Raw genomic sequence first — 21,964 nt, 5'->3', positions numbered from 1 at the left:
CTTGGCGAACCGCGCATGACGTGCTTTGAGATAGCCTATGGATGCGCCGACAATTGACCGGGGGCAGCGCAGCCGCAGGGAACCGTTCTCTTTGATCGGACGGCCCTTGCTGGCGCATATCGACAAGTGCCTCGATCAGGGCGCGATCACCGTTTCGCTGCCCGAAGGCGGGGCGCCCACGCGACTTGGCGGCCGCAGGCCGGGGCCCGAGGCGGTCGTCATCCTCACGAGCTGGCGGGCGCTGTGGCGGCTGGTGACCGGCGGGTCGTCGGGCTGGTACGAGGCCTGGGCGGCCGGCGAATGGGAAAGCCCCGACCCGGTGGCGCTATTCGAGGTCTTTTCGCTCAATCGCCATGGCCTTGCCGGCACAGGGCGCGCGCACGGTCTGTCGCGGCTGCTCCGCCGGTTGTGGCATAAGGCGCATCGCAACGATCGCGCCGGCGCGCGGCGCAACATCCACGAGCATTACGATCTGGGCAACGAGTTCTACGAATTGTGGCTCGACCCGACGATGACCTATTCGAGCGCGATGTTCGACGCGCCTGGCCAAAGCCTCGAGGACGCACAACACGTCAAGCTCAAGGCGATTCTCGATCGCACCGCGACCAATCCCGGCGACCGCATCCTTGAGATCGGGTGCGGCTGGGGATCGTTCGCCGAGACCGCGGCGAAAGCGGGTATCGGCGTCCACGGCATCACGCTGTCAACCGAGCAGAAAACCTATGCCGAGGCGCGGATGGCGCAGCAGAAACTCGACGGGGTCGAGATCGAACTGATCGACTATCGCGACGTCAGCGGCACGTTCGACGGGGTTGCGAGCATCGAGATGGTCGAGGCGGTCGGCGAGGAATATTGGCCCGACTATCTCGCCGCGATCGCGCGTGCGTTGAAGACCGGTGGTCGGGCCGCGATCCAGTATATCGCGATCGACGATGCGATGTACGAAGGCTATGCGCGCAACGTCGATTTCATCCAGCGCTACATCTTCCCAGGCGGGATGTTGCTGTCGGAGAGCCGGTTTCGCGCCGTGGCGGAGAAGCTCGGGCTGGCATGGCGCGACCGCCATGCGTTTCGGCTGGATTATGCCGAGACCTTGAAGCGCTGGCGTGAAGCGTTTGATGCGGTCGTCGCGGCGGGCAAATTGCCGGACAGGTTCGATAAGCATTTCATCAGCTTGTGGCGTTTTTATCTGATGTACTGTGAGGGAGGGTTCCGCGGCGGTGGGATTGATGTAGCGCAGGTGACATTGATCAAGGAGGGGTGATGAGAGGATTCGGTCTGTTTGCTGCGTTCGCACTGGCGGGGGTGGCGTCGGCGCAATCGGTCATCGTCACTCCCGACAATAATGCGAAACTCCGCCAGGTCGGTGCCGCGGTGCTGTTCTGGAGCCAGCAGCAGCGCGACCAGAATTTCCGCGAGATGGAGAAGATCTTTCCCGGCCACGTGGTCAAGGCCGGTACCAAGGTCCGTCCGCTTCCCAACGGCAAGTCGCTGCCAATCGCGGAGGCGGACGTCAAAGCAGGCATGGCCGATTTGAATATCTCTGGGCTGATTGTCGTGCAGGACGGCAAGGTCCGGCTCGAACGCTATGGCCTCGGATTTGGTCCCCAGGGACGCTGGACGAGCTTCTCGGTCGCCAAGTCGTTCACTTCGACCCTGGTCGGTGCGGCGATCCGCGACGGTTATATCAAGTCGATCGACGACCCGGTCACGAGATACATTCCCGACCTGGCCGGCGGTGGCTATGACGGCGTGACGGTGCGTCAGCTGCTGACCATGACCTCGGGCGTGAAATGGAACGAGGATTATACCGACCCCAAGTCCGACGTGGCGCGGATGTTCTCCGATGCGGTGCCGGCGGGGCAGGACCCCACAATCTGGTACATGAAGAAGCTGCCGCGCGAGAGCTCGCCGGGCTCCAAATGGGTCTACAAGACCGGCGAAACCAATTTGATCGGCGTGCTGGTCGAGCGCGCCACCAAGAAGAGCCTGGCGGAATATCTGACCGAAAAGGTCTGGAAGCCATGGGGAATGGAGCGCGACGCCTTCTGGATGACCAACCCGGCCGGTAGCGAGGTCAGCGGGTGCTGCCTGTCGGTGAGCTTGCGCGACTATGCCCGGATGGGAATGTTCGCGCTGTCGGGCGGCAAGGGCGTCGTCCCCGACGACTGGTTCGCGCATGCGACGAGTAACCAGGTGCCGATCCCCAAGGACGAAGGTGGTTTCGGCTATGGCTATCAATGGTGGACATTGCCCGGCGGCCGTTTCGCCGCGATCGGCATTTTTGGACAGAGCATCCTGGTCGATCCGGCGAAGAAGCTGGTCGTCGTCATGTCGGGATCGTGGCCGACCGCTACCGGTGAGAAATTGTCGGCGGCGCGTGCTGCGTTTTGGAAGAAGATCGAGGCGGCGGCAGGCTAGTTCGTCGTGAAGTCAAAACGAGGCGTTTTGGCGACCCTGGTAGGATTACGGGGGTCGGTTAACAGGCGGTTTTAAAGGCCGTCGGCGCAGTCCTGGGCGATGGCTGCCAGTCACTCCATCGATGTCGATCCGCGCCACGTGGTTCCAACCATGCCCAACGTCCGCTGGTTTGGCGATTTGCCGAGCGCCGAGGCGTGGCTGGAGGAAGCGGATTCGGCATGACCGGCTATCCAAGCAGTTACGGAACGCGCGGCGATCGCTCTCAGGCGGATCGGCTGGACAGGCCGATGCACAATGGCGGCCCCTTGTCGTCTGTCGACCATGAGCTTTGGGCCCGATTGCTCACCGGCGAACTCAATCCGAATATCAAGACGCTTGCCACGCGCCTGATCATCACACGCCTCCGCATCGACGTCGCGAACAACCCGGCCGTTCTGCCAAGGGCCGTCCAAGAGCTTCGGCGCTTTTTCGCCGACAACAAGTTCGCACACCGCGACCTCACTGCGATCACGGGATTCTGAACGATGAAGAACGCCTTTCTTTCGGTAGAAGACACGGTCGCGCTCATCGCGTCTCGCGCCATTCTGTTCGTATCGGGCCCCGAGTGCCTGCTACGATCGCTCCCGCGCGGCAACTGGGTCGGCGGGACCACATCCTATTTCATGACGCCCGAAGGAGGCGCATCGCGGGAAGATCGGCTGTTCTGCACCATCTTTGACGATGCCGTGAATGCGCGAATGGCCATCCTGCCGCCCGACGGCTTGTCCGGGTTGACGGAGCACCGCTTCGCGCACGGTTTTACCTGCATCGTCACGCCGGCATTCAGTACGACACTGCAGCGCTACGCCATGGATGGGCCGTCCTTGCAGGGATTGTACAATCAGCCCGTATTCGGTTGGGTCGCGGGTGTTCATCTCGACCGCCTCGGTCAGGATGTGCCGATGGTGTTCGACGGCGCGACCGGCGCGGCGTCGGTCGATGGACTGGCCGCTTTGTGGGTAGCATTGCCGGAAACCTCCGAGGTCGATCTCGACATCGTCAATTTATTCGCTCCCGGTGAAGGCGAAAGCATCACCTTCCCGCAAGGCGGTTTCGATGTGACCGATTGCCTGATCGGCGGCGTTCCGACCAACCTCGCGCGCTACATCGTCGAACGCGGCATAGACACCACCTTGCCGCTCGTCGCCGATTATGCCGGCGCGATGATCAATGTTTCCTTCCAGACGGTCGATGCGAAAAGTGGCAGCGTCCGCTTCTATGCGCCGGTCATGCCGGGCACGATCTATCGCCTGGCACGGTCCGTGGAGGATTATGATGCGGCCTATGCCGACGCCACGAGGGAAGGCAGCGCCGCGGACATGCTATCGTGCAATTGCATCCTGAATTACCGCTATGCCGGGCTGGAAGGCCGCCCGACCGGCAGTTTCGTCGGTCCGGTCACGTTCGGCGAGTTCGCCTATATCCTGCTCAACCAGACGCTCTCGCGCTTGTCGGTCCGCCCCGCGCCAGCCGCCTGAACGGGATGCGCCGTCAGGCAATGTGCTCGAAATGCCCCGACGCGACATCACTCGCGATCAGCTCGACGATCTTGTCCGCCACCATTTCGGGCGGCTTGACGCTGGCCGGATCTTCACCGGGATAGGCCCGCTCGCGCATCGCGGTGCGGGTAGCGCCGGGGTCGAGCAGGGCGACGCGAATGGCGCTGATTCCCTCGACCTCCTCGCCATAGGCCTGGACCAGCGTCTCGAATGCCGCCTTGGACGCGCCGTACGCGCCCCAGAAGGCACGGGGCTGGCGGCCCACCTTCGATGTGATTCCGACCACGCGCGCGCGCGCCGATTTGCGCAGCGCCGCATCGAACGCGGCGATCAGCGCCTGTTGCGCGCTGACATTGAGCGTCATCACCTTGGCGAATTCCTTGGCGTCGATCGCCTGAACCGCCGATAGTGAGCCCAATGTCGCGGCGTTGAGGACGAGAATGTCGAGCGTTCCCCAGCGTTCCGCCACAGCGCTCGCCAGCCGGGCGATGCTGTCGGTCTCGATCAGATCGAGCGGCGCGATCGTCGCGGTCCCGCCGGCGGCGTGGATAGCTTCCTCGACCTGTTCCAGAGCGCCGGCGGTCCGCGCGGTCAGGATCACGTGGGCGCCTTCTGCGGCGAGTGCCGTGGCGGTGGCGGCGCCGATCCCACGGCTCGCGCCGGTCACCAGCGCGAGCTGGCCCTCTAATCTCTTGGTCATGACGCTTATTCCGCGGCTTCGGGGTGAAGAGCGAGTTGCTCGTCCATATGGGCGTCGCTGTAATCGGTCAGCACGGTCGGATAATCGCCGGTGAAACAGGCGTCGCAATATTTAGGGGCGGGGCCGTTACGTCCGGCTTCGCCCAGCGCCTTGTACAGGCCGTCGATCGACACGAACGCCAGGCTGTCGGCATGGATGAAGTCGGTCATGCCGGGGACCGAATAGCGCGATGCGAGCAATTTCTCGCGCTCGGGCGTGTCGACGCCGTAGAAGCACGAATGCGTGGTCGGCGGCGAGGCGATGCGCATATGCACTTCGCGCGCGCCGGCCTCACGCATCATCTCGACGATCTTCAGGCTGGTGGTGCCGCGGACGATCGAATCGTCGACCAGGATGACTGACTTGTCCTTGATCAGCGCGCGATTGGCGTTGTGCTTGAGCTTCACGCCGAGGCGGCGGACTTCGGCGCCCGGCTGGATGAAGGTGCGACCGACATAATGCGAGCGGATGATGCCGAGCTCGAACGGGATGCCCGATTGCTGGGCATAGCCGATCGCCGCGGGCACGCCCGAATCGGGCACGGGGATGACCAGATCGGCCTCAACCGGCGATTCGATCGCCAGCTGCGCGCCGATCGCCTTCCTGACCGAATAGACCGACTGGTCGCCGGCGATCGAATCGGGGCGAGAGAAATAGACCCATTCGAAGATGCACGGCCGTGGCGCGGTCTGGCCGAACGGGCGCAGCGAGCGCAGTTTGCCGTCCTCGATGATGATCAGCTCGCCCGGATCGACCGAGCGGACGAATTCCGCCCCGACCACGTCGAGTGCGACGGTTTCGGACGCGAAGATGATCGACTCGCCCAATTTGCCCATCACGAGCGGACGGATGCCAAGCGGATCGCGGCACGCCATCATCCCGGTCGGGGTCAGCACGATCAGCGAATAGGCGCCCTCGACCCGGCGCAACGCGTCGACGAACTTGTCGAGCGGATCGCGATACGAGCTGGTCGCGACCAGGTGGATGATGACTTCGGTATCGCTGGTCGACTGGAAGATCGCGCCGCGCTGGACGAGATCGTTGCGCAGCCGGAAAGCGTTGGAAATGTTGCCATTATGCGCAACCGCGAACCCGCCGGTGGCAAGCTCGGCATAAAGCGGCTGGACGTTCCTGAGCGAGGTTTCGCCGGTGGTCGAATAGCGGACATGGCCGCAGGCGGTCTGCCCGCGCAGCCCGCCCATGATCTCGTCCTTGTCGAAATTGCCCGCGACATGGCCCATCGCACGGTGGCTATGGAAATGCTTGCCGTCCCAGCTAGTGATGCCGGCAGCTTCCTGCCCGCGATGCTGGAGCGCGTGGAGGCCGAGCGCGACGAGCGCGGCCGCGCCGTCCGCATCGGACACGCCGAAAATGCCGCACTCCTCGCGGAGCTTGTCGTCGTCGAAAGGATTCGTGGTCAGCATGGTGTCCGTACTCAGTGCGGACCCTAGGATCCGTGCTGCTGTGGCGCTCGGGCATATAGTGACGCCTGCCGGGTTTGTCGCGTATTTGTCATACGCCTTGTGCCGATTTTGTCGGATCGCGGCGCCGCGCTAGGGGAGGGGCATGACCGACTCGCGCGAAACCGGGCTGACGCTCGATCCGAAATGGGGTGCCGATGGGCTGATCACCGCCGTGGTCACCAATGGCGATTCGGGCGAGGTGCTGATGCTGGCGCATATGAACGCGGAGGCGCTGGCGGCAACGATCGAGAGTGGCGAAGCGGTGTTCTGGTCGCGCAGCCGCGGCGAATTGTGGCGCAAGGGCGCGACGTCGGGGAACGTGATGCGGGTGCGCGACGTCCGGATCGACTGCGATCAGGATGCGGTGTGGCTGATCGTCGATCCTGCGGGGCCCGCTTGTCATACCGGCGAGCGGTCGTGCTTTTATCGGCGGGTTACGAAGACTGGGCTGGAACGGGTTGACTGAGGTGAGGCCGGAACGAGCTTCTTTTCGCTCATGCCTCCCCGGCGTGATAACTCGCCACCGCGGAATGATCTTGGCCCTGCTAGCCCTCGCAGCCTGCCACGGCAGCCAGCCTGCTCCACAGGCAACCGCAACCCCGACCAGCCTCGAAGCCGCCGCGATCGAGGCCGGGATCATCGCCGATCCTGCCAATGCCGATCCCACCGGCCTCTACACGCGCGATCGTGACCGCATCTGCGTGGTACCGAGCGCGACCACGTTCCGCATCGGCATCTATGTCGATTATGGCGACACTTATTATTGCAGCGGGCAGGGCGAGGCGACCCGGGCCGGCGAGACGTTGCACGTCGACCTCGCCAATGCTCCCGGCTGCAATTTCGACGCGAGGTTCGAGGGCGATCGCATCCTCTTCCCCGGCCGCTTGCCCGATGCCTGCCAGAAAGCGTGCTCCTCCCGCGCCTCGCTGACGGGCCTCACCGTCGTACGGATGAGCGATTCGCCATCCGAGGCGGGCGCCCTACGCGATGGCAGGGGCAGAATGCTCTGCGCGCCCGGCAAATGACCGCACGACCCCTTTGACGTTAACGTCAAGCGAGCGTAAAAAGGGTCATGCCCTGGGTCCCTTCTTATGCCCCGATCGAGCCGCTCCACGACCGGCACAGCTTTACCATTTCCGATCTGTCCGCCGAATTCGGCGTCACCGCTCGCGCGCTGCGTTTCTATGAGGATGAAGGGCTGATCTCGCCCGAACGGCGCGGCACCCAGCGCATCTATTCGCATCGCGACCGCGCCCGGCTGGCCTGGATCCTGCGCGGCAAGCGGGTCGGCTTTTCGCTGACCGAGATCCGCGAACTGATCGATCTGTACGATGTCGGCGACGGCCGCCGCACTCAGCGCGAGCGCACGATCGACCGCTGCAGGGACCGTGTTGGCCTGCTCCACCAGCAAAAGCGCGACATCGACGCCGCCATCGCCGAACTCAACGATTTCATCGCATTGCTCGAGCAAGGCTCGCGCGCCGATCACCAGAAGGACTGACCATGCCGCAATACACGCCCCCGGTGCGCGATACGCGCTTCGTGCTCGATCACGTGCTCGGGATCGAGCGTTATGCCAACCTGCCCGGGTTTGAGAATGCGACGCCGGAAACGGTCGACGCGGTGCTCGAAGAAGGCGGTCGGTTCGTCGCCGAAGTGCTGTTCCCGCTCAACCAATCGGGTGACCTGGAGGGTTGCACGCGCCACGACGACGGCAGCGTGACGACGCCCAAGGGGTTCAAGGAAGCCTATCAACAGTTCGTCGAATCGGGCTGGGGCACGCTCAGCGCGCCGGCGGCGTTTGGCGGGCAGGAAATGCCGCATGTCGTGTCGACCGCTTTCCAGGAATTCATGATCTCGTCGAACATGGCGTTCGCCATGTATCCCGGCCTGACCCACGGCGCGATCGCTGCCCTCCTGACGAAGGGAAGCCCCGAACAGCAGCAGAAATATCTGCCCAAGATGGTGTCGGGAGAGTGGGGCGCCACGATGAACCTGACCGAGCCGCAATGCGGTACCGACCTCGGGCTGATCCGGACCAAGGCGGAACCGCAGGCCGACGGATCCTATGCGATCACCGGGACAAAGATCTTCATTTCGGGTGGCGAGCACGACCTGACCAGCAACATCATCCATCTGGTGCTGGCCAAGACGCCGGGCGCGCCCGACAGTTCGAAGGGCATTTCGCTGTTCGTCGTGCCGAAGATCTTCGTCAACGAGGATGGCTCGCTCGGCGAGCGCAACGCGGTGAGCTGCGGATCGATCGAACACAAGATGGGCATTCACGGCAATTCGACCTGCGTGATGAATTATGACGGCGCTAAGGGCTGGCTGGTCGGCGACGAGATGAAGGGCCTAGCGGCGATGTTCATCATGATGAACGCCGCCCGGCTCGGCGTTGGGTTGCAGGGCCTTGCCGTCGCAGAGACAGCCTATCAGAACGCCGTCCAATACGCGCACGACCGTCGCCAGGGCCGCGCTCTGACCGGTCCGGCCGAGCCCGGCGAAAAGGCCGATCCGTTGTTCGTCCATCCCGACGTTCGCCGCATGCTGATGGACGCCAAGGCGCTGACCGAGGGATTGCGCGCGCTCTGTTTGTGGGGCGCGCTCCAGGTCGACCTCGAACATGCCGCGTCGAGCGAGGAGGAACGGCTGCTCGCCGCCGATCTGGTCGGGCTGCTGACCCCGGTGATCAAAGGCTATGGCACCGACAAGGGCTATGACATCGCGACCAATGCCCAGCAGGTCTATGGCGGCCACGGCTATATACGCGAATGGGGCATGGAGCAGTACGTCCGCGATGCCCGCATTTCGATGATCTACGAAGGCACCAACGGCGTGCAGGCGATGGATCTGGTCGGCCGCAAGCTCGCTGCCAATGGCGGTCGCGCGGTGCAGACGCTGTTCAAGGTGGTCGGCGAGGAAGTCGCGGCGGCGAAGGGCGATCCGGCGACCGCCGATTTCGCCGCGCGGCTGGAAAAGGCCAATGGCGAACTCCAGGCTGCGACGATGTGGTTCCTGCAGAACGGCATGACCAATCCCAACAATGTCGGCGCCGGCGCGCACAGCTATATGCACTTGATGGGCATCGTCGCGGTCGGGCTGATGTGGCTGCGGATGGCCGCCGCCGCGGCGAAGCTCAAGGCGGCGGGCGAAGGCGATGCCGCGTTCCTCGACGCGAAGCTGACCACTGCACGCTATTACGCCGAGCGCATCATGCCCGATGCCGGCGCGCTGCGCCGCAAGATCGAAAGCGGGGCCGAAGCACTGATGGCTTTGCCGCCGGAGATGTTCGCCGCGGCTTGACTGGCCGCTCTGCGACGCGTCAGGCGGTTCGGTCCCATCGCAGCGTCAGCGCCGAATAGGGTGGGACCGTCGGCAGGAACGCACTGTTCGGCACGATCGGCTCGATCCGAATATGCACCTTGTCGTCGAGTGCAGGCGCCGACAGCAGGTGTCCGGAGCTCGGCGGGGTCGAGAGACCGAGCCTGTCCGCGAGCCGGATCGTCAGCGGTGTGCCGGACTTGTTGATGATCGCCAGCAGCCGCGTCCGGCCGTTGTCGGCTAGATAGGAAGTCGCATTTAGCGTTTCGGCGATCGGGCACACTCTGAGGCGAGTGCCGAGGAACAGCGCGAACGACGCCATGCCGTAATGTAATGGGCGCAGCACTTGGCCGGCGGGGCTCGACGCGATCGGTGTATAGAAACCTTCGCCGCCACCATGCAGATTGATGCCGAGATAGCCCGCGCTCGCGGTCTGTAGCGCGTAATCGAATCCCCACAATGCCGAGGCGAAGGCGTCGCTGACGCCTGCTTTGCCGCCGCCGAAACACGAATTGCCCTCGGTCATGCGGAACCGCATTCCTGTCCGCGTCGCGATCTCCTCCACCGCGGCCATCTCCTGCGCCAGCTTCTCATTGCCGTTCGCGAGCAGCTTTCGAGCGTCCATCCGCGGATCCGATGCCGGACCCATGCCGTAATAATGGCCGCTGCAGAACAGCGCATCGCCACGCGCACGCTCGGCGAACCGCGCCAGCCAATCGAGATTGATCGCCACGTCGGGGCCGGCGAATGGTGCCTTCGGAACCCGTGCACGGACCGCCCGGACAAAGGATCGATACTCGTCCCAGTAAAGGTCGAAGGAATAATCCTTGCCGCGCAGGAGCGGGTTGCCGGCCCAGAAATCAGCCTCGTTGCCGAGCTGGAAACATAACAAGCGCGGGCCGAGAATGCGATGGACATAGTCGGCTTCGTCGACGGCGCGCGCGATCGTGCCGGAGCCGAAATTTAGGCCGTAGATGCACCGCCAACCGGTCGCATCGAGAAAGCCGCGCAGCGACCGCAACGCCTCGGGCGTGATCGCGCCGGCGATGGGGTGTGTCAGCGGCGGATCGAGCAGCTTCCACTCCCAATTGCGTTGCGTGGCGATCGCGCTTTCCTCTTTCACGCTCCCGAAATCCGCGCCTGGCCGCCGCCATCGGCTATAGGCGCTGAGCGATCCGCCGAAGCGCAGCACGCCATGCGGCGCGATCCCGCGAAACGCCTCGATCAGCTGCTGATTGTGAGGTGAGAAGAACGCGTGGTTGTAGAGTTGCGGCGTCTCGTAGCTCAGGCCCAGGAAATCTTCCGGAACCGTTACGCCGCCGGTTCCGGGCGCGCCGATGGTGATCGTCGATAGCGGCTCGGCCCACGCCCGGGCAGGGAGCGCTAACATTCCTGTCATTGCGATAAAGGATCGCCGATCGAATTTCGTCTGCACGAAGGTGTCCATGTTAGGTGGCGGGCGGGAGACGCGCCCAATGGCAGCATGATCGACGCGACTTGTCCAGCGATGGCTGCATTGCTTCCAAGCTCCTCTCCCGCTTGCGGGAGAGGTTGGGTGAGGGTCTTCTTTCTTCTTCCGCACGGCTAAAAACCAAGAAGAAGTAAGAAGACCCTCACCCCCCCCCGCTTCGCGGCGGGCCCCTCCCACTCCCGCAAGCGGGAGAGGGTAATTCTCTCTAACGTATCCGCTGCTCGACCAGGATACCGGTGCGGAAATGCGGGCGCACCAGCAACAGCAGCCCTGGCGAGGGGCGGTCGAGATAGGTGATCTCTCGATAATCGGGATCGTGCGGGAATGGTGCCGAGCCGTTGAACATCGCGCTGCTGATCAGGCGGAAACGATAGTCTCCCACCGCCGGCTCGGCCGTGGTCAATTTGCCTGCCATGCCCAGCCGTGCGAGCGGATAGGATGCCCGCCCGACGACGTGATCCTCCGCGCTATATTGCCCGGGATGCGCCGCCATATAGGGCACGACCAGCTTCGCTTGCCAGCCTTGGTCGGGCGCGACGGCAATGGTGATGCTACCACCCAGCAGCACTAGGCCGAGTAATATCGATACGCGCCGCTTCAGCCTGGGGATCGCCAGCGCCGCGTCGAGATAGAGTGCGAAGCCGATCGTCGCGGCGGCGACGACGAACAGATAATAACGTGGCTGTGGTCTGAGCGTGAACACCCAGGTGACGGTCATATAGCTGGCGACCGCGAACAGCAGCAGCAACAGCGTCGATATTCTCGGCCGGGGAATCGTGCGATCGCGGAAGAATGGCAGCGCGCTCAGCGCCCATCCCAGGATGACGAAGCCGAACGCCGGATCGATCAGGAAATCGCCCAGCGGATTGATCGCCCAATGCAGGCGCGTCGGCCCCGCCGGGATCCACCGGCTGGCCAGATCGGGATTGAGGAAGGGGCTGCCGGCATAGGTTTTGCCGATCATATGATCGCTGGCGATGAGGACGTGATGCTTGTCGACGTGCAGGCGATAGAGCGGGTCGCCAGTCATCGCCCATAACCAGCCATTGTCCACCAACAGCGGCAAAGCGAAGCCGAGGCCGAGCAAGAGATAGGCCCTGCGCGGCATTGCCGGATCCCGCAGGAATGCCCAGCCGTAGAAAAGCAGCACAAAGGCCGCCGTCTCTCGCGTCAGCACTGCGCAGCCGAGCATCAGGCCTGAGAACAGCGACCAACCTATGCCGGCGCCACCGCTCGAGCGCCGGGCATTGAGGAACGCCCAGATCGACGTTGCGCTGAACGCGAGTTCGAGCATTTCGGGAAAGCAGCTGGTAGCCATTGCGTGGATCACGGGCGACAGGATGACCAGCACCAGCCAGAGCGCTGCTGCGCGACGCCCGCCCAGCCGCAGAATCGTCGCCACCGTCACGCCGACGAACAAGGCGTAGAACAGGCGCGGCACCAGCAGCAGCGAGTCGATCGACGGGCCGAACAGGTGGAAGATGGCGGTGATCGACAGGATCAACGGGTGGCGCAAAGCCCAATGCGACGTGCCGATCTGTGGGCCGTGCGCATACCAGCCCAGCGCTATGTCGAGATATTGCTGATCGTCGCTCGGACCGCCGGCGAACCCCGCCGGATGATAGAATAACGACAATTGGGCGAGGACGACGGAGAAAGCGATGAACAGGGCCGTGTGGCTTCGATCGGCTCGTACGTGCCGCACGCGCAACGACCCGATGTTCGACGTTAGATCATGCATTCCCAATGGGCCCTGACATAAGCAACTCGCGCCCACGGCGATGCCTGCTCCATCGCCGCGTCGTTCATGACGCCCCAAAAGGAATGACGTTGCAGATCGCGTCCAACATCATTCTCGCGATGAAATGACTGGAAAACGCCCGAGGTTCCAGGTGCGGAGCCGTCAGGGCCCGCGCAAATCGAACGGTTCGGACGGTTTCAGCCGTGCTCACCCATTGCTGCGCGAGGAGATCCCGACGCGCGGCGCAATGGCCGGCGCTGTTCGCGAGTGGATGACGGTTAGGGCCGCTCGGGAAGCGATGCGGTTGGGCGCGGTGCCGGCGTGGCGGCGGCCTTGGGCGCGGGAGCGGCATCGGCCGGTTTGCGGCGCACCCCATTGAGCCCGTCAGGCACGGTCGCCGCGGTCGGTTTCACCGAGAAGGTCATGGTCGACGGCGCCGCGCCAGGCTTGCCCGGTGTTGTGCCGGTCACCGGAGGCGGGGTGAGGGGGCGCGTGCCCGGCGCTGGCGTCGTCGTCTGGGGCAGGCCGAGCACCTGGAGCTTCATGCATTCGCCCTTGGACGCGCGCTTGAATTGCGCGCAGTTCCACAGCGCTTTTTCATAGCCATGCGCCTTGTCGCGCAGATAGCTGAACGACATCGTCGCGATCTGCGCCTGGCCAAGCGGCAAATTGGCCGGGGTGTGCGCCTTGTCGGTCCAGGCCATCAACTTGCAATAATCGCGCGCGCCGCACGCCTTGGTCGCCACCGTTGGGAACGAATCCGCACCGGTGCGGGCATCGAGCGTGACGAGGAAGCTGTTGGGATCGATCGACAAGGGCGAGCCGGCAGCTTCGCCTACGGTCGGGGCGCCGTTGATCTCGGCGGGACTAACGTTGGCGACGTCGACCTCGCCGATATGCGCGCTCGACAAGCCGCCAAGAGCGGCGATGTTCGGCTCGGATCCCGAAACCCTCTTGAGGAAGGCGGCGGGCGTTCCCCACCAACCGGTCCAGCGGAAGAACAGATGCGTCTTTACTGCCGCGATCTTGTCGAGGCTCGCGCTCCAATAGGGCACCACCCAGTCAGTGTGGTAATGCGTCGCGTAGCCGACCTTGGCGTCGACCGAGCCGTTCAAGGCCGCGATCGCCACGTCACGCGCGCGCTTCCAGGCTGTAGGGCTGGGCCGCCAGCGCGTCAGCGCACCGTCGCACGAAAAACTGAACTGACACCCGGTGCTGCGGTCCGACCCCTGGAACACCACGCCGCACACCGATTTGGGGAAGGCCGGATGGCGGACGCGGTTGAGCACGACCTGTGCCACCGCTCGCTCACCGTCGGTATCGTCGCCCGCTTCGTAGAGTTGGGCAACGGCCAGACAGTCGATCGCGCGCAGCCGCGCATCGGTCGAGCCCGAAAAGATGAACGGACGGGCGGCGGGATTGGGCAGGGTCGAGAAGGGGACGTTGGCGTTGAAGGCCTTGGCGTCATTGGGATCGACCGACTGGAACTGGACGGGCTCGACCGGTGGCAATTCGGTCGGGGGGACGACACGCTGCGGCAGGACAGTCACGCCTTTCGGAACCGGGCGCACGTGGGGCATCAACGTGATGATCGCGACAGGAACCGCGACCAGCAGGATCGCCACCACACCCAGGATCAGGCACAGCGCGAGCGAGGGGGAGCGGGTCGGCGAGTCGATCAAATTTCTACCTGTGGAGGAGGCGCGCACGCACCTGCGCGATATCGCGCGCGCGCAAGCCCTTAGCGCAAAGCGTCCGCTGCCAAAACCCCGAAGGCCGGATTTGTTCCCTCGAAACGGGTCTTTCCTATGCCGGACTGCTCAGCTTTCGGGCAGGAAGTCGGGCACTGACAGATAGCGTTCGCCGGTATCGTAATTGAATCCAAGCACGCGCGTGCCGGCAGGAAGGTCGGGGAGTTTTTGCAGAATCGCTGCGAGCGTCGCGCCCGAGCTGATCCCGATCAGCATGCCTTCCTCCCGCGCCGCGCGACGCGCCATGTCCTTGGCGACCCCGGCGTCGACCTTGATCACGCCGTCGAGTGCCTGAGTGTGGAGATTGGCCGGAATGAAGCCCGCGCCGATGCCCTGGATCGGGTGCGGACCTGGCTGGCCGCCCGAAATGACCGGCGAGGCGTCGGGCTCGACCGCATAGACTTTGAGGTTCGGCCAGCTCTTCTTGAGTGTCTCCGCGACGCCAGTGATATGTCCGCCCGTGCCGACGCCGGTGATCAGCACGTCGATTGGAGAATCGGCGAAATCAGCGAGGATTTCCTGTGCGGTCGTCTGCACATGCACGTCGATGTTCGCAGGATTTTCGAACTGTTGCGGCATCCAGGAATTGGGCGTCTGCTCAATCAGTTCGAGCGCGCGCTCGATCGCGCCCTTCATGCCTTTCTCGCGCGGCGTGAGGTCGAAGGTCGCGCCATAAGCGAGCATCAGGCGGCGGCGCTCGATCGACATCGATTCGGGCATCACCAGGACGATCTTGTAGCCTTTGACCGCGGCGACCATTGCCAGGCCGACACCGGTATTGCCGCTGGTCGGCTCGATGATCGTGCCGCCGGGCTTGAGCTTGCCGTCGCGCTCGGCCGCCTCGACCATGCTCAGCGCGATACGATCCTTGATCGAGCCGCCGGGGTTGGAGCGCTCGGACTTGATCCACACCTCGCTGTCTGGAAACAGCCGCTGGACGCGGATGTGCGGGGTGTTGCCGATCGTTTCCAGGATGGTGTTGGCCTTCATGGCTGGATCACTCCGTGTTCGGGGGCAGTTTCTAGGATGTCGGGCGGGTCGAAAGACTTTGCAAGCCGAAGTTCGGGGTATAGCCGTGCCCAGAGCAACGTGATGACAATCGCGCCGACACCGCCGAACACGACTGCGCCGACCGGCCCCAAAATCGAGCCGAGCAGGCCGCTTTCGGCCTCGCCTAGCTCGTTCGACGCCGAAATCGTCAGCTGCGACACCGCGGAGACGCGGCCACGCATGGCGTCGGGCGTGTGCAGCTGGATCAACGACGAGCGGACATAGACCGACACCATGTCGGCGCAACCCGCGACGATCAGCGCGATCAGGCTCAGCCAAAAGGCCGGCGCTACGTCCACGCGGCTGGAGGCGAGATGCAGGGTTTTCGCAACTGCCTTGGGCAGTGTGACGGTAAGGTCGGTGATTCCCAACACGTCGGTGATCGTGTGCGCGAGACCGAAGGTCAGAATACCGGCGCCGAACACGATGACTGCGATCAACATTTTGATGCCGACATTCGACTTCATCGGGCGGAACGAGAAGAACAAGGCGGTGGTCGTGGCACCTATTCCCATGCCCGCTGCCAGCAGGCCCAAGCCTTGTGCCCCAACATGCAGAATATCGCGCGCGAACACAGGCAGCAACGCAGTCGAACCTGCGAGCAGGACGGCGAACAGGTCAAGAGTGATCGCTGCCAGCACCAGGCGGTTGTTGCGGACATAGCGGAACCCCTCGACAATGCGATGGAGCGGGCGATGATCGGCCTGCGCCTGCGGCTGAGGCACCTTGCCGATCAGGAAAATCATCCCCAGCGCGATGAGGAAGAGCGCGGTCGACGTGCCGTAGGCCGCATCGGGATGGATCGCGTAAAGGAAGCCGCCCAGGCTGGGGCCGATGATCACGCCGACCTGCCAGGCGATCGAACTGACCGCGATCGCCGTCGGCAGCACCTCGCGCGGGACCAGGTTCGGGGCGAGCGCGGAATAGGCCGGACCCGAAAAGGCGCGCGCCAAGCCGATCATCACGGCGGCGAGGAACAGCATCGGCAGGCTCAGCGCGTGCAGCCAGGTGAGGGTGCCGAGCATCACCGTCGTCGCCACCAGCAGCGCGGTGGTGAACCGCACGATCCAGCGGCGGTCGAATGTATCCGCGACCAACCCGACGATCGGCGTCAGCAGGAACAGCGGCACGAACTGCGCCACCCCGATCATGCCGAGCAGGAAAGTTGCTTCCTTGATGCTGAGGTGATGAACGTCCCGCGCGAGACTATAGACTTGCCAGCCGATGATGATCGACATGGCGGAAAGCGCGACGGTGCCAGCAAAACGCGACAGCCAATAGGCGCGAAAATTGGCGATACGGAACGGATGGTCGGCGGGGAACATCTGGCTCGCCTTAGGCGGTGCCGCCCGCATTCCGCAACCATCGCGTTGCTTGTCCGTTGCGAAGTTGATCTCCGTTTCGGCCCTGTCGCAGCGCACGATTGAAAACCGCAACAGGTCCGGCCTATAGGCCGCCCTTTCTCCCCCAAGGAAACGAGGTTTCCCCATCGTGGCAAAAGCCCCAGCGCGCGCCAAAAGCGAGCCCCCAGTTACCAACCGTCCGCGGCCCGATGAGCCGCAGCCCTATCAGGCGTCGAAGGAGGAACTGCTCGAACTCTACAAGCAGATGCTGCTGATTCGCCGCTTCGAGGAAAAAGCGGGCCAGCTTTACGGCCTGGGTTTCATCGGTGGCTTCTGCCACCTCTATATTGGCCAGGAAGCGGTCGCGGTCGGGCTCCAGTCGGCGCTCGATGGCGAAAAGGACAGCGTGATCACGGGGTATCGCGATCACGGCCACATGCTCGCTTATGGCATCGACCCCAAGCTGATCATGGCCGAGCTGACCGGCCGTGCCGCCGGCATCTCGAAGGGCAAGGGCGGGTCGATGCATATGTTCTCGACCGAGAAGAAGTTCTACGGCGGGCACGGCATCGTCGGCGCGCAGGTGTCGTTGGGCACCGGGCTTGCCTTCAAACACAAATATTCGAACGACGGCGGCGTCTGCCTCGCTTATTTCGGCGATGGCGCGGCCAATCAGGGCCAGGTCTACGAATCGTTCAACATGGCCGAGCTGTGGAAGCTCCCGATCATCTACGTGATCGAGAACAACCAATATGCCATGGGCACCAGCGTCAACCGCGCTTCGTCCGAGGACCAGCTCTATCGCCGCGGTGAGAGCTTCCGCATTCCCGGCATCCAGGTCGACGGCATGGACGTGCTGGCGTGCCGCGGGGCAGCCGAGGAAGCGCTCGCCTGGGTCCGCGCGGGCAAGGGTCCGCTCATCCTCGAGATGAAGACCTATCGCTATCGCGGCCACTCGATGTCGGACCCGGCCAAATATCGCAGCCGCGAGGAAGTCCAGGCGGTCCGCGACAAGTCCGACCCGATCGAGCACGCCAAGCAATTGCTCGAGAAACTGGGCGTGAAGGAAGACGAGCTGAAAGCCGCCGAGGCAGCGATCAGGAAGCAGGTGAACGAGGCGGCGGACTTCGCCGAGCAGACGCCGGAGCCCGCGCTGGGCGAGCTTTATACCGACGTGCTGGTGGAGTCGTACTGAGATGGCGATCGAGATCAAGATGCCGGCGCTGTCGCCGACGATGGAAGAAGGCACGCTCGCCAAGTGGCTCGTCAAGGAAGGCGACACGGTCAAGTCGGGCGACATCATGGCCGAGATCGAGACCGACAAGGCGACGATGGAGTTCGAGGCGGTCGACGAAGGTACGATCGCGCAGATCCTGGTTGCCGAGGGTACCGACAATGTGAAGGTCGGCACCGTCATCGCGACCCTGGCGGCAGAGGGGGAGGAAGTGTCGAAGGCGACGCCTGCACCCGCGCCCGCAGCAAAGGTTGTAGACCCCGAGGTCGCCCAGGAAGCGGCCGAGAGCGGCACGCCCGAACCTCACCTCGTCGAGACCGGCGCGCGTCAAATGTTCGAAGCGGCCAAACACGACGCCGAAGTCGCCGACCCCGAAGTTCCCGCCGGTACCGAGATGGTCAAGCTGACGCTGCGCGAGGCGCTGCGCGACGCGATGGCCGAGGAAATGCGCAAGGACGAGCGCGTCTTCGTGATGGGCGAGGAAGTCGCGCAATATCAGGGCGCGTACAAGGTCACCCAGGGCCTGCTCGACGAGTTCGGCGAGAAGCGTGTGATCGACACGCCGATCACCGAATATGGCTTTGCCGGTGTCGGCACTGGTGCTGCGATGGGCGGTCTGCGTCCGATCGTCGAGTTCATGACGTTCAACTTCGCGATGCAGGCGATCGACCACATCATCAATTCGGCGGCCAAGACCAATTACATGTCGGGCGGCCAGATGCGCTGCCCGATCGTGTTCCGCGGCCCCAACGGTGCGGCGAGCCGTGTCGGCGCACAGCATTCGCAGAATTATGGTCCCTGGTACGCCAGCGTCCCTGGCCTGATCGTGATCGCTCCCTACGATGCGGCGGACGCCAAAGGCCTGCTCAAGGCGGCGATCCGCAGCGAGGATCCGGTTGTCTTCCTTGAGAACGAATTGCTCTACGGCCGCTCGTTCGAGGTGCCGCAGGTCGAGGATTGGGTCCTCCCGATCGGCAAGGCGCGGATCATGCGCGAGGGCAAGGATGTGACGATCGTCAGCTATTCGATCGGCGTCGGGATCAGCCTGGAAGCCGCCGACGAGCTCGCCAAGGAAGGCATCGAGGCCGAAGTGGTCGATCTGCGCACCCTGCGCCCGCTCGACCGCAAGACGGTGCTCAAGAGCCTGGCCAAGACCAACCGTATCGTCGTGGTCGAGGAAGGCTGGCCGACTTGTTCGATCGCGTCCGAAGTCGCCGCGTTCGTGATGGAGGAAGGGTTTGACGACCTCGACGCCCCGGTGTTGCGCGTGGCCAATGAGGACGTGCCGCTCCCTTATGCTGCGAACCTGGAAAAGCTCGCGCTGATTTCGGCCGCCAAGGTCGTCGAGACGGTCAAGAAGGTCTGTTATCGCTGATATTGCTGTGATCGGCCCGATCCCGTTCGGGTCCCGCTTGTCGAATGCCTGCATCTCTCTCTACGAAGATGCAGGCGCTCGATGGGTGAAGCGCGAACGGGATTAGTTGACTGGTGATGATCGGGGGCCGTTTCTGATGGTGTCGACGACGACCCTCGGCCTTGTCGGGGCGGCACTCGCTCTGGCGATCGTAGCGATGTGCTGGATTCTGTACACCGGATTGCGCGCCCGCGCCGCCGCCGCGGCGACGCTGGCGGGCAACGATAAGCTGAACGCGCTATTGGCGTCAGCCCCGGCACTGGCGATGGTAGTGCGCGCCGATGGCCGGCTTGAATTGCCCGATCGGCTGGCCGACTGGCTCGGTCTGGTGCCCCCGCCCAAATATCTGGCGGAATTGGTGTCGCCAGGCACCGGTCTGACCAGCGAGGACGCGGTACTGCTGGGCGATGCGGTCACCGCGGCGCAGAAGGCTGGCGAGCCATTCACGCTGACCATCCGCCCGCAAGGATCGACCCGCATGCTCGCGGTGCGCGGCCAGCGTGCGTCGCGCGAAGTGGGGTCGCCCGGTGGCGTGGTCGTCTGGTTTTTCGATTCGACCGAAAGCCAGGCGCAGATCGGGCAGTTGCGTGACGAAGCCGCCGACCGGGGCCAGGCCTTCGCCGCGTTGCGCGGGCTGATCGAGGCCGCGCCGCTGCCGATGTGGTATCGCGGACCCGACATGCGGCTGGCGATGGTCAATTCGGCCTATGTCCGCGCGGTCGAAGCGAGCGACGCCAAGGATGTCGTGGCGCGCCAGGTCGAATTGATCGAGGGGTCGGGGATCGGCGGGCCACTGGCGAGCGCGCTTGTCGCTCGCGATACCGATCGCCCCAACGTCCAATCGATGCCCGCGACGATCGGCGGCGCGCGGCGCATGCTCCGCATCCATGACGTGCCGCTGCCGGCGCCCCCCGGCGGTGTCGCCGGGTTCGCCATCGATATCGAGGATCTCGAGCAAGCGCGCGGCGGGATGAAGCGATTCTCCGACGCCCAGCGCGCGATGCTCGATCGGCTGTCCGCCGGCGTCGCGCAATTCGCGGCGGACCGCAGCCTCGCTTTCTGCAACCAGTCGTTCCAGCGTATGTTCGCGATGCGCAGCGAATGGCTCGCCGACCGTCCCGAATTCGATCGCGTGCTCGAACGGATGCGCGAGGCGAACCGGCTTCCCGAGGTGCGCGATTTCCCCGGCTGGAAGGCGGAGCGCCGCGACTGGTTCCTGGCGGCGACCGGCGCGATCGAAGAGACCTGGACGCTGCCTGGCGGGGTGCACCTGCGGCTGGTCGGCAATCCGTTGCCCGACGGCGGGCTATTGCTGATTTTCGAGGATCGCACCGAGCAGGTCCAGCTTGCCAGCGCGCGCGATACCTTGCTCCGCGTCCGCACCGCGACGTTCGATAATCTGTTCGAGGCGCTGGGCGTGTTCGCGGGCGACGGCCGGTTGCAGATCTGGAACAACAAATTCCGCCAGCTGTGGGAATTCGACGAGGAGTTCCTGACCAGCCATCCCCGGATCGACGCGCTGGTCGAAAAGGGCGCCGCGCGGCTCGCGCAGCCAGGCCGGGCAAGCGTGATTGCCGAGATCGTGCGTTCGGCGGCGGTTGGCCGGCAACAGCGCGGCGGCCGCGTGGCGTTCGCCGACGGGCGCCATTTCGAATTCGCCGGCGTGCCACTCCCCGACGGCAACGCGCTATTCACGATGCTCGACATTTCCGACAGCCGGCACATCGAACAGGCGCTGCGCGATCGCAACGAGGCGCTGGAGGCGGCCGATCAGGTCAAGACCGCGTTCGTCGCGAACATGAGCTATGAATTGCGCACCCCGCTGACCTCGATCCAGGGCTTCGCCGAAATGCTCGGCGAGGGCTATGCCGGCAAGCTTACCAAACAAGCCGACGGCTATGTCGACGCGATCCTCGAATCGGTCGCGCGGCTGGCGGCGTTGGTCGACGACGTGCTCGATCTGACCGAGGCCGATCAGAACAAGATCGAACGCCTCAGCGTCGATCTGGAAACCACCGCCTACAACGCCGCGGAGACAATCGCGCCGAGCGCCAAGCGCAAGAAAGTCGATTTCGCCATCGAGGTCGCGCCGTCGACCGGCATGGTGAAGGGCGATGCCAAGAAGTTGCGCCAGATGATCGAGCATCTACTGCGCCACGCGGTGGGCGGGATTGGCGAGGGCGGACGCGTGCTGCTCCACACCGATGGTGACGTGCGGACGGCGCGGATCGTTGTGTCGGACGATGGTCCGGGAATGACGCCGGACGCGATCGAGCATGCGTTCGATCGCTTTGGCGGACACCAGGCGCGCGATGACGACCGCGCGCTTGGGCTCGGCCTGCCGATCGCGCGGCAATTCGCCGAGGCGCATGGCGGCACGATCCAGTTATTGTCCGAACCCGGCGCGGGGGCAGTGCTGATCGTCGAGCTGCCGCGATAGCTTGCGTCGCGATTTCGATGCGCATAATCTATGCG

The 21,964-nt window shown here is 64.2% G+C and carries 19 protein-coding genes; 12 read left to right on the top strand and 7 right to left on the bottom strand.

Annotated features, from left to right (window positions below):
* Positions 1 to 37 precede the first annotated feature (37 nt).
* From AC1DSD_RS06180 to AC1DSD_RS06160, 5 genes are all read left to right on the top strand, one after another.
* Positions 38 to 1,264 (top strand): class I SAM-dependent methyltransferase, encoded by a 1,227-nt coding sequence (locus AC1DSD_RS06180; protein WP_478029075.1) that lies wholly within the window; start codon positions 38 to 40, stop codon positions 1,262 to 1,264.
* The gene (locus AC1DSD_RS06175) at positions 1,264 to 2,421 is read left to right on the top strand and encodes a serine hydrolase domain-containing protein (protein ID WP_478029074.1); all 1,158 of its coding nucleotides are present in this window, start codon (positions 1,264 to 1,266) and stop codon (positions 2,419 to 2,421) included. Before AC1DSD_RS06180 ends, AC1DSD_RS06175 begins: the two co-directional genes overlap by 1 nt.
* Positions 2,422 to 2,520: 99 nt before the next feature.
* Positions 2,521 to 2,643 carry a hypothetical protein gene (locus tag AC1DSD_RS06170; protein ID WP_478029073.1) on the top strand — a complete coding sequence of 41 codons (123 nt, stop codon included), beginning with the start codon at positions 2,521 to 2,523 and terminating at the stop codon, positions 2,641 to 2,643.
* Positions 2,640 to 2,942, top strand: coding sequence for a hypothetical protein (locus tag AC1DSD_RS06165; RefSeq protein ID WP_478029072.1), 303 nt, complete (start codon positions 2,640 to 2,642; stop codon positions 2,940 to 2,942). The genes AC1DSD_RS06170 and AC1DSD_RS06165 overlap by 4 nt, the downstream gene beginning before the upstream one ends.
* 3 nt (positions 2,943 to 2,945) lie before the next feature.
* Positions 2,946 to 3,938: a DUF6976 family protein gene (locus AC1DSD_RS06160; RefSeq protein WP_478029071.1), complete on the top strand. Its 993-nt coding sequence runs from the start codon at positions 2,946 to 2,948 to the stop codon at positions 3,936 to 3,938.
* 13 nt (positions 3,939 to 3,951) lie between these two features.
* On the opposite strand, the gene AC1DSD_RS06155 is transcribed toward AC1DSD_RS06160, so the two are convergent.
* Complete coding sequence (locus AC1DSD_RS06155) at positions 3,952 to 4,659, bottom strand: SDR family NAD(P)-dependent oxidoreductase (RefSeq protein WP_478029070.1); 708 nt, start codon at positions 4,657 to 4,659, stop codon at positions 3,952 to 3,954.
* 5 nt (positions 4,660 to 4,664) lie between these two features.
* Entirely contained in the window at positions 4,665 to 6,122 is a 1,458-nt protein-coding gene (purF, locus tag AC1DSD_RS06150; protein ID WP_478029069.1) for an amidophosphoribosyltransferase, read from the bottom strand.
* A 142-nt stretch (positions 6,123 to 6,264) separates the two neighbouring features.
* Here purF and hisI point away from each other — a divergent pair, with 142 nt between their 5' ends.
* From hisI to AC1DSD_RS06130, 4 genes are all read left to right on the top strand, one after another.
* Positions 6,265 to 6,627 (top strand): phosphoribosyl-AMP cyclohydrolase, encoded by a 363-nt coding sequence (gene hisI, locus AC1DSD_RS06145; protein ID WP_478029068.1) that lies wholly within the window; start codon positions 6,265 to 6,267, stop codon positions 6,625 to 6,627.
* 64 nt (positions 6,628 to 6,691) lie between these two features.
* Positions 6,692 to 7,186: a hypothetical protein gene (locus AC1DSD_RS06140; RefSeq protein ID WP_478029067.1), complete on the top strand. Its 495-nt coding sequence runs from the start codon at positions 6,692 to 6,694 to the stop codon at positions 7,184 to 7,186.
* A gap of 47 nt (positions 7,187 to 7,233) precedes the next feature.
* Complete coding sequence (locus AC1DSD_RS06135; RefSeq protein ID WP_478029066.1) at positions 7,234 to 7,662, top strand: MerR family transcriptional regulator; 429 nt, start codon at positions 7,234 to 7,236, stop codon at positions 7,660 to 7,662.
* Positions 7,663 to 7,664: 2 nt separating this feature from the next.
* Positions 7,665 to 9,467: an acyl-CoA dehydrogenase C-terminal domain-containing protein gene (locus AC1DSD_RS06130; RefSeq protein ID WP_478029065.1), complete on the top strand. Its 1,803-nt coding sequence runs from the start codon at positions 7,665 to 7,667 to the stop codon at positions 9,465 to 9,467.
* A gap of 19 nt (positions 9,468 to 9,486) precedes the next feature.
* Here AC1DSD_RS06130 and AC1DSD_RS06125 read toward each other — a convergent pair whose 3' ends face one another.
* The 5 genes from AC1DSD_RS06125 to AC1DSD_RS06105 form a co-directional block, all read right to left on the bottom strand.
* On the bottom strand, positions 9,487 to 10,884 hold the full coding sequence (locus tag AC1DSD_RS06125; RefSeq protein ID WP_478029064.1) for a hypothetical protein: 1,398 nt from the start codon (positions 10,882 to 10,884) through the stop codon (positions 9,487 to 9,489).
* A 277-nt stretch (positions 10,885 to 11,161) separates the two neighbouring features.
* Entirely contained in the window at positions 11,162 to 12,697 is a 1,536-nt protein-coding gene (locus AC1DSD_RS06120; RefSeq protein ID WP_478029063.1) for an ArnT family glycosyltransferase, read from the bottom strand.
* A 278-nt stretch (positions 12,698 to 12,975) separates the two neighbouring features.
* Positions 12,976 to 14,379 carry a cell wall hydrolase gene (locus tag AC1DSD_RS06115; RefSeq protein WP_478029062.1) on the bottom strand — a complete coding sequence of 468 codons (1,404 nt, stop codon included), beginning with the start codon at positions 14,377 to 14,379 and terminating at the stop codon, positions 12,976 to 12,978.
* Between the two features lie 138 nt (positions 14,380 to 14,517).
* The gene (cysK, locus tag AC1DSD_RS06110) at positions 14,518 to 15,438 is read right to left on the bottom strand and encodes a cysteine synthase A (protein WP_478029061.1); all 921 of its coding nucleotides are present in this window, start codon (positions 15,436 to 15,438) and stop codon (positions 14,518 to 14,520) included.
* Positions 15,435 to 16,823, bottom strand: coding sequence for an MFS transporter (locus AC1DSD_RS06105; RefSeq protein WP_478029060.1), 1,389 nt, complete (start codon positions 16,821 to 16,823; stop codon positions 15,435 to 15,437). Before AC1DSD_RS06105 ends, cysK begins: the two co-directional genes overlap by 4 nt.
* Before the next feature lie 166 nt (positions 16,824 to 16,989).
* Here AC1DSD_RS06105 and pdhA point away from each other — a divergent pair, with 166 nt between their 5' ends.
* The 3 genes from pdhA (at position 16,990) to AC1DSD_RS06090 (ending at position 21,929) form a co-directional block, all read left to right on the top strand.
* Complete coding sequence (gene pdhA / locus AC1DSD_RS06100; RefSeq protein ID WP_478029059.1) at positions 16,990 to 18,036, top strand: pyruvate dehydrogenase (acetyl-transferring) E1 component subunit alpha; 1,047 nt, start codon at positions 16,990 to 16,992, stop codon at positions 18,034 to 18,036.
* A 1-nt stretch (position 18,037) separates the two neighbouring features.
* On the top strand, positions 18,038 to 19,450 hold the full coding sequence (locus tag AC1DSD_RS06095; protein WP_478029058.1) for a pyruvate dehydrogenase complex E1 component subunit beta: 1,413 nt from the start codon (positions 18,038 to 18,040) through the stop codon (positions 19,448 to 19,450).
* A 136-nt stretch (positions 19,451 to 19,586) separates the two neighbouring features.
* Positions 19,587 to 21,929 (top strand): PAS domain-containing sensor histidine kinase, encoded by a 2,343-nt coding sequence (locus AC1DSD_RS06090; RefSeq protein WP_478029057.1) that lies wholly within the window; start codon positions 19,587 to 19,589, stop codon positions 21,927 to 21,929.
* Positions 21,930 to 21,964: the final 35 nt, after the last annotated feature.

It is taken from the genome of Sphingomonas sp. P4_D12 (assembly GCF_056401895.1).
This window is presented reverse-complemented; position numbering and strand designations above follow the sequence as displayed.